The sequence below is a fragment of the Helicobacter muridarum genome, from assembly GCF_000765805.2.
Classification (GTDB): Bacteria; Campylobacterota; Campylobacteria; order Campylobacterales; family Helicobacteraceae; genus Helicobacter_A; species Helicobacter_A muridarum.
In genome coordinates, this window is sequence record NZ_JRPD02000008.1 from 72,669 (window position 1) to 80,379 (window position 7,711).

Sequence of the window (7,711 nt, forward strand, 5' to 3'; positions counted from 1 at the left end):
TTCATTATTATTTCTTTAGTTTTTAGGCTTGAATTTTGCTTTGCCTCTGTGTTTTAGCTATCTTAATGTAACTTATTTTGGCTTTTTGTAAAACCTAACTTGATAGGTTGTAAAACACTAATTAAGAATCTATTAATATTTTTTACTCATCTTGGCTTAATGATACAAAATTTTCCAAAGTTTGCAACGCTTTTTTGCTTGCTAAAAACTCCTTTGCTTTGATAAAGCCGGATTCTATGCTATCAGATTTTCCATATAGATAAAGGCTAGCACCAGCATTAAGCGCAGCTAAGTCCGCTCTACTGCTCTCAATACCACTTAAAATCTCCATAGTAATTTCTGCATTTCTTGCCACATCGCCACCTTTTACTTCGTTAAATGGTGCTATTCTTATTCCATGCCTACTAGGATCAAAGTCATAGTTAAGGATCTTACCATCTTTTAATTCATGCACTTGCGTCTTATCGCATATGCTAAATTCATCAATGCCATCTAAACCATTTACAACCATAGCTCGTTTTGAGCCAAGTAATGCTAGTGTATTTATCATAACATTACTATATTCTTTATCAAATACGCCAATAAGGCTATATGTAGGTCGAAGAGGATTACTAAGAGGACCTAAGAGATTAAATATACTCTTAAATCCTAATTCTTTTCGTATACTCTGCACAGATTTTAAGGCACTATGAATCTTTGGTGCAAATAAAAATGTAATACCTAATTGCTCATAACATTTCTTGCAAACCTCAAGACTCATATCAATATTGACCCCCAGATAAGATAGCAAATCTGCGCTACCGCTCTTGCTAGTAACGCCTCTATTACCATGTTTAACAACTTTTAGTCCCATGCTAGCGAGCAAAATTGCCACAGTGCTGGATACATTAAATGTTTTTCTAGCACTACCACCAGTCCCCACAATATCAATACGTTCAGAATCATCAATATCAAATTTACTAGCTTTTTGGATAAGTAAACTAGCAAATGCGCCTAATTCATCACTAACTGGCTTTTTTATATAAAAACTAGTAATAACAGAAGCAATTTGGGCTATGCTTAGCTCACCCTCAGATATACATTCCATTAAGTCATAGCTTTGTGAAAAGCTAAGATTCTCAAGATTTGCAAGTTTATGCAAAAAAAGCCTGATTGGTATATAGTGTCTCTTATACGAAAGGAAATTTTGTATCATCTTTTCACCGCATTCTGTGCCTATTGATTCAGGGTGAAATTGAAGCCCGTAAATAGGATATTGTTTATGTGCTACAGCCATAACCTCACCATCATTGCTGTATGCTGTAATTGCAAAATCATTATTAATATCCTCTTTCTTTGCAACCAAGGAATGATAACGAACGACAGAAATACCTTGTGCAATATGAGAAAAAATTCCCTCCTCGCTATGTGTAATTTGGGATATCTTGCCATGTAATATATAATCCGCATTCACGATTGGAATACCAAAAGCATATAATATAGCTTCGTGTCCAAGGCAGATTCCAAGAATTGGATATTCTTTTCCTAACTGTTTTACAATATCAATACAAATTATAGAATCTTCTGGGCGATTTGGACCTGGACCTAATATAATATGAGTGGGATTTAGATTACGTATATCTTGAATGCTTATGCAATCATTACGAACAACTTGAACCTCGCAACCAAGATAGCCTAGCAATTGATAGATATTATAAGTAAAAGAATCATAATTATCAATAAGTAAGACCATAACTTTCCTTTTTAGTAATAAGAGAAATATAACAATGATACAAGAAATTTTACAATAGTAAAAAGTAGCATGAGGACAAATAATTCAGATTTAGACTTAATCTGAACCTGCGATTGTGTTATGTAAACTATGATGTTTGATTCAATAGTTCTTTCAAATTAGTATATATTAAATAATTTACCTTAGTATGACAAAATATCACTTTAATTTAACTTAAAAGGAAAAACATGGCAGAAATAGAACAAAATGGACCAGCATGCGTTAGGCTAACTCCTATCGACAAAGAAAAATTAAAAGCCTTATCAGAAGATGGCAAAAAGAATCCAAATGTAATTAAAACATTAAAATGTAAAACTGTAGCAGAGGGGAGATTTAGACATCTAAACTATATACGCACACTACCTCCTTATATAGTGGATGAACCACCTACACTGCTAGGTGATGATACTGCCCCAAATCCAAGCGAAGCTCTCTTAGCCGCTCTAGGTAGTTGCATAGCGGTTGGAATACATGCTAATGCTGTAGCACAAGATAAGGCTATATCTAAGCTCGAGTTACAGCTAGAAGGAGATTTAAATATTACGGCTGTTTGGGGAACGGGTGATTTAGATGAAAATAAACCGCTAGGCTTCACAGATGTTAGAATCATAGTAGCACTTGAAGGAGATTTTAAAGATGATGAAAAAGAAAAGCTAATTAAGCATGCTCTAAAATGGTCTCCTGTAGCAAATACGCTTATGCGCAAGGTAAATGTAAGCATCAGGTAATTTGCTCAACATAAACCCAAACCATCTAAATGATATTTGAATCTAGCTTATTTGCTATGTATCTAGGTTTAATGTCTAGATATAGAATCTAAAAAATCTTAAGCTAAATTAAATTTTAATATAACTAAAGATTATTTAATAACTAGCTCCGTATGCAAAGCAATAGCATTTTATGGCAATAATAAAACAAAACAATATGAAAATCGATAACACATCTAAGCAATATTATTGCAATAGTTCTAAAATATCATCTTTCTTTAAAATCTTTATGTTCAAATCCATAGCCTTTTTTAATTTTGAGCCAGCACTTTCCCCGGCAAGTAAAAAATCTGTTTTAGAGCTAATACTAGAGCTTACACGAGCACCAAGCTCTTCTAGCCTGCTTTTTAATATGTCCCTACCAATTGTAAAAGTGCCTGTAATAACACAGGTTTTACCAGATAAATATGCTAGCGATTGTAAATTGTTATTCAAAGACTTTTGAGATTTATAAGTTGAAGGTGCGTCTTGCAAATGAGGAATAGGCTTAGTAATTTCTAATAGCTCCTGTAAAAATGTCATATTATCTCTACAAAATGAACTAAAACTTTCTGCTAACTCCACTCCGAAACCATCGATATTAATGATTTCTTCCTTTGACATATCAAAGCATGCCAGTCCAAATGTTGCAATTTTTTTGCTAGCAACCTCACCTATATGTAAGATTCCAAGCGCATGGATAAATCTCCATAGTTCGCGATTACCAATAGAATCATATATAGCATTAAGCAAATTTTGAGCTTTCTTTTCCTTAAAACTATGTAATTGTAATAAGCTATCCTTTTGTAAAGAATATATATCCCTTATCTGTGAAACTAATTTAGAATCCACCAATAAATCTATAATACTTTCACCCAAACCATCTATATTAAAGGCTTTTTTAGATGCAAAATGAGTTAATGAGGCTTTAAATTTTGCTATGCAGTTTGGATTCTGACAATAAATAAAAATATCTTCAAAATGTAGATTGTGATTGCAATCTGGACATCGTGCTGGTTTTTGTATATATATTTCACTACCATTCCTACGTTCCTTCATAACCTTAGTAATCTTTGGAATCACATCACCGCTTCGAATTAGCAAACAATAATCCCCTATTCGTATATCATTTCGTTCAATCTCTTTGAAGTTATGCAAAGTAGCACGACTAATTGATGCACCATCAAGCCTAACTGGTTCAAAGTTTGCTACAGGTGTTATAATACCAGTCCTACCAACTTGCCAACTAATAGATTCTATTTGTATTGTTGTCTCATGTGCTGGAAATTTATAAGCACATGCAAAGCGAGGTGCTTTTTGGGTAAACCCTAATGCTTCTTGCAAATACAAATCATCTAGCACAATTACAAAGCCATCAAGCAAAAACTCAAACTCCTCTCTTTTAGAAAGTAATTCTTGATAGCTAGATTCTATATCTTTAACTTGCACACGCTTCAGGTAGTAATGATTTCTAAAACCCATTGCTTGCAATGACTGCAATATATCATAGAATCCAAATTCTATTTGACTAGATTCTATTTTTGAGATATTATTAACTTTTGAGTCTTGAATATCGCCGAGTATGAATTTCTGCATTTCATCCACATCATAGTATCCAATGCCCCATGGAATAAAGTCTAGTTTGCGTTGCTTTGTAAGTGTAGAATCTAGCTGACGCATACTTCCAGCTGCAGCATTTCTAGCATTTGCAAATAAAGTTTTTTGCTCTTTTTGTCGAGTTTGATTTAGATTATCAAAGTTGCGCTTTGACATCACGACCTCACCTCGAATCTCAATTTGACCTAAATATGAGATATTTTGCGGAATACTTTCAATTACTTTTGCATTATGCGTTACAAGCTCTCCAATTAGCCCATTGCCACGTGTGATAGCATGCTCTAGCCTACCATTATCATAAAGCAGGCTAAGGCTCATTCCGTCATACTTAGGTGAAATGCAAAATTCTAAATTATTTGTGTTATAAGTCTTTATTTGCTTCTTGCTCTTTGCACTTGCTTTAGAATCAAACTCATTGGAATTAGCAAATAAAGAATTAGACTTTTTAGAATCTAAGCTTTGATTACGAATGATTGAATTATGGAGTTTTTGTAACCAATCTCTTAGGTCATTTTGATTAAAAACATCTTCTAAGCTCCACATACGCGTTATGTGTTGCCTTTTCTCAAATGATGCCAATACATTATGTCCTACTCTTTGTGTCGGAGAGTCGGGAGCAATATCACTTGAGTGCTCCTCTTCATATTTACGCACAGCCTCATAGAGCTTATCATACTCTAAATCACTAGCAATTGGGTCATCTAGCTCATAGTAATGCTTTGCATATAAATTAAGAGTATTAATTGATTTGAGATATTCTTGATGTGTCATCATTATCCTTGAATGTAAGCAAATCGTTATGAAGTTTTATTTGTGAGCTAGACTATCTAATTGCTTTAGCTCTTCTATAAGTCCAGTCAATTTATCTAGGGCTATCATATTTGCCCCATCGCTTAATGACTCTTTGGGATTAAAATGTGTTTCCATAAAGAATCCATCAACTCCAACACTAGCTGCAGCTCTAGCGAGATATGGAACGAATGAAGAATCTCCACCACTTTTCCCACCTAAACCACCTGGCATCTGAACGCTATGCGTAGCATCAAATATTACAGGGGCAAACCTCCTCATTATAACTAATGATCTCATATCTACTACTAGATTTCCATAACCAAAACTAGAACCCCTCTCTGTTAGCCAAATTCCATGCCTATTACTTAGTTCATAGAAATTATTTTGTATATTCAAATCGCTAAGTGTAGAATCTCTAGTCTTTAATGCCTTTAACACGCTATATTGCATGTCTACTGGATTCATAAATTGACCTTTTTTTATATTTACGATGATTTTTGTTTTTGCACTCTCAACAATGAGATCGGTTTGTCTACATAAAAAAGCTGGAATCTGTATAATATCAACAACATCGGCTATACTTTTAACCTGTGAAGTCTCGTGTACATCAGTTATTATCTTGTAGCCAAAATCATTCTTAATTTTCTGCAATAAAGCTAATCCATCTTTTAATCCTGGTCCTCTAAACCCATCAAGACTTGTGCGATTTGCTTTATCAAAACTTGCTTTGAAGTAGAAATCTATAGTTTTATCATTATTGGCAAACTCTAAACCCTTAGCTATTGTATAAAGATTTTTTTCATTTTCTATAACACATGGACCACTTAACAGTATCATGCAATCCTCCATAAAATAAATAATAATTGAGTATAGACTATATAAATAAATATTGATTTTAGTATATAAATAAAAGGAGATTTGGCATAGCTATAAGCCGAGTTCTGTTTTAGGTAATTATTTATCTTGATGATATTTCACAATATCATTCTAGCGAATAGCTAATATTGAGACATTTACCTGCTATTCTTGCTACGGATTGGGTTTACATGGCATTTTTTATTGCTAAAAAATCGGTAGGCTCTTACCCTGCCTTTTCACCCTTACCAATATTAAATATATTGGCGGTATATTTCTGTTGCACTATCCCTTAGGTTACCCTAGCCATTGGTTAAATGGAATCCTGTCTCGGTAGCTCGGACTTTCCTCTTTTAAAAAGCAATTACCTGCTATACCAAGCTAGAAATGCTATCAAATAAACATAAACAACAAAAACCAAAATAAAAATATATTTAAGCCAATAAAGTTTAGCAAAGAGTTTCCTAAAAATGCAACAATTCTATTAAATATCCATTAAACACTATTAAAATAGATTACAATTAATGTGTTGATTGAATATTGTGTCATATACGACAATAAAATAAGTGTGATAAATTATAATAGCAATCTGCCCAAAATTATTTATTGTGAGTATCTATTATGAAAGTGCTTATACTGTGTATTAATGTCATTGCTCTTGCATCTAGCATGCTTAGCTCGATTCTATATGCCAAACCTACTACAGTTGTTACAGTACCAATTAAAATAGGTTCACTACAAAAGCAAAGCATATTTGTAGGATCTCTAAACTACAAAGAAAGCTCTAAGATTGCAAGTCAACAAAAAGGCATAGTAGATACAATATATTTCAATGTGGGCGACAAGATAGCCAAAGGACAGAAATTAGTATCACTAAATACAGATATTATGAATAAAGAATTAGAAGTAAAGCTAGCAAAATTACAAGAAGCAAAATATCAGTCTCAAAAGATTCGCAATCAGTTAATAAGATATAAAAATCTACTTGATACGCAATCAATAGCACTCCAACAATATGAAAATCTAGAATTCGAACTAAAAGCTAAAGAGGCATATATATTATCATTGCAGGCTGACTATGATCTATCGCTTGAAGAAACCAATAAGATGGTTATAACATCGCCATATTCAGGAGTGATATTAGATAAGCTAATTGGCATAGGAGAATGGTTGGGAGTAGGCGATCCTGTGGCACTAATGGTAAATACAACAAAAGTTGAAGTAATTGTATATGTGCCTAGCAACATTATGACCTATCTAGAGCTAAATCAGAAAGTTTCTTTAACAATAAACAACAAGAATTATAAAGGCAATATAACCGCTCTAATTCCAAAAGCAGATGTTAGAACAAAAACCTTTCCTGTGCATATACATCTAAGCAATCAAGTTGGATTCTTTGATGGAATGGCTGTTGATGTGCATCTAAATACACATGGTAAGGTTAGCGGTTTTATAGTGCCACGAGATAGTATTGTATATTATCAGCAAAAAAATACTGTATTTGTAGTGCGAGATAATATAGCTATTGCAATACCCGTTAATACACTAAGCCTACAAGATAAGCAGGCTGTTGTATCTGGAGCTTTTTTGGATTCTGATCTGGTTGTGGCAAGAGGACAAGATAGGATTTCGAATGGGGCTGAAGTAATAGAATATAAAACAAAAGCTAATGCACAAACCAAGAAAAAATAAGGCTTGGCTAATTTATAATTCTAAGATAAAGTAATTTAAATAATTAAAAGCATTAAAATAGACCCTTTCCTCCAAATTAACAGAATCATCAATGCGCCTTAATAATAATTCATCATTAGCTAAATCTACATTGAATTTATCTTTGATTGCTTGTTTATATTTACTTCTTGCATTTGGACTTAGATTTTGCAAGGCTTTTGCTCTATGATTGCCTAAGAGTAAATATCCTTGTGAATCC

5 protein-coding genes, 1 other RNA gene and 1 pseudogene are annotated in these 7,711 nt (G+C 33.2%); 2 read left to right on the forward strand and 5 right to left on the reverse strand.

The genetic code is table 11. The annotated features are described in order from the left end of the window. Positions 1-142 precede the first annotated feature (142 nt). Positions 143-1,732: a bifunctional anthranilate synthase component II/anthranilate phosphoribosyltransferase gene (locus tag LS73_RS05085; RefSeq protein WP_034557561.1), complete on the reverse strand. Its 1,590-nt coding sequence runs from the start codon at positions 1,730-1,732 to the stop codon at positions 143-145. 227 nt (positions 1,733-1,959) lie between these two features. On the opposite strand from LS73_RS05085, the gene LS73_RS05090 reads away from it, so the two are divergent. Further along, positions 1,960-2,499: an OsmC family protein gene (locus LS73_RS05090; protein WP_052089542.1), complete on the forward strand. Its 540-nt coding sequence runs from the start codon at positions 1,960-1,962 to the stop codon at positions 2,497-2,499. A 225-nt stretch (positions 2,500-2,724) separates the two neighbouring features. Here LS73_RS05090 and ligA read toward each other — a convergent pair whose 3' ends face one another. From ligA to rnpB, 3 genes are all read right to left on the reverse strand, one after another. Further along, positions 2,725-4,905, reverse strand: coding sequence for an NAD-dependent DNA ligase LigA (gene ligA, locus LS73_RS05095; RefSeq protein ID WP_034557560.1), 2,181 nt, complete (start codon positions 4,903-4,905; stop codon positions 2,725-2,727). A gap of 36 nt (positions 4,906-4,941) precedes the next feature. Then, a complete protein-coding gene (gene kdsA, locus LS73_RS05100; protein WP_081955531.1) occupies positions 4,942-5,763 on the reverse strand; it encodes a 3-deoxy-8-phosphooctulonate synthase in 822 nt (273 codons plus the stop codon). A gap of 77 nt (positions 5,764-5,840) precedes the next feature. Then, positions 5,841-6,161, reverse strand: an RNA gene (gene rnpB, locus LS73_RS05105) — RNase P RNA component class A. A 241-nt stretch (positions 6,162-6,402) separates the two neighbouring features. On the opposite strand from rnpB, the gene LS73_RS05110 reads away from it, so the two are divergent. After that, complete coding sequence (locus LS73_RS05110) at positions 6,403-7,473, forward strand: efflux RND transporter periplasmic adaptor subunit (protein WP_034557558.1); 1,071 nt, start codon at positions 6,403-6,405, stop codon at positions 7,471-7,473. Positions 7,474-7,485: 12 nt separating this feature from the next. Here the strand turns inward: LS73_RS05110 and LS73_RS09825 are convergent. Continuing rightward, a pseudogene (locus tag LS73_RS09825) lies at positions 7,486-7,711 on the reverse strand (hypothetical protein); the annotation flags it as partial.